At 63.3% G+C, this 289-nt stretch carries 1 protein-coding gene; it reads right to left on the bottom strand.

Annotated features, from left to right (window positions below; genetic code table 11):
* Window positions 1-289: phosphopantetheine-binding protein (locus C5470_RS22330; protein WP_166291968.1), on the bottom strand; the 289-nt coding region annotated here is incomplete at both ends.

Below are 289 nucleotides of genomic sequence, written 5' to 3'. Positions count from 1 at the left end.
AAGCCCCTGCTGACGCAAATGCTCTATCACCCGCACCGCCAGCAAAGAATGCCCGCCCAGGGCAAAGAAATTGTCATGCCGGCTGATTTTTTCGATACCCAGTAACTCACGCCAGACCGCCGCCAGGACGGTTTCGGTGGCGCCCTGCGGGGCTGCATAACACTGGCGGGCAAAGGCGTCCTCCCCGGGCACCGGCAGCGCCCGGCGGTCCAGTTTGCCGTTCGGGGTTAACGGGAAGCGGTCCAGACGCACCACCGCCGCCGGCACCATATACTCCGGCAAAACTTGA

Origin of the sequence: Photorhabdus stackebrandtii, assembly GCF_011189495.1 — a bacterium.
Classification (GTDB): Bacteria; Pseudomonadota; Gammaproteobacteria; order Enterobacterales; family Enterobacteriaceae; genus Photorhabdus; species Photorhabdus khanii.
The sequence above is the reverse complement of the archived record's forward strand: the minus strand, read 5'-3'. Positions and strand labels throughout refer to the sequence as shown.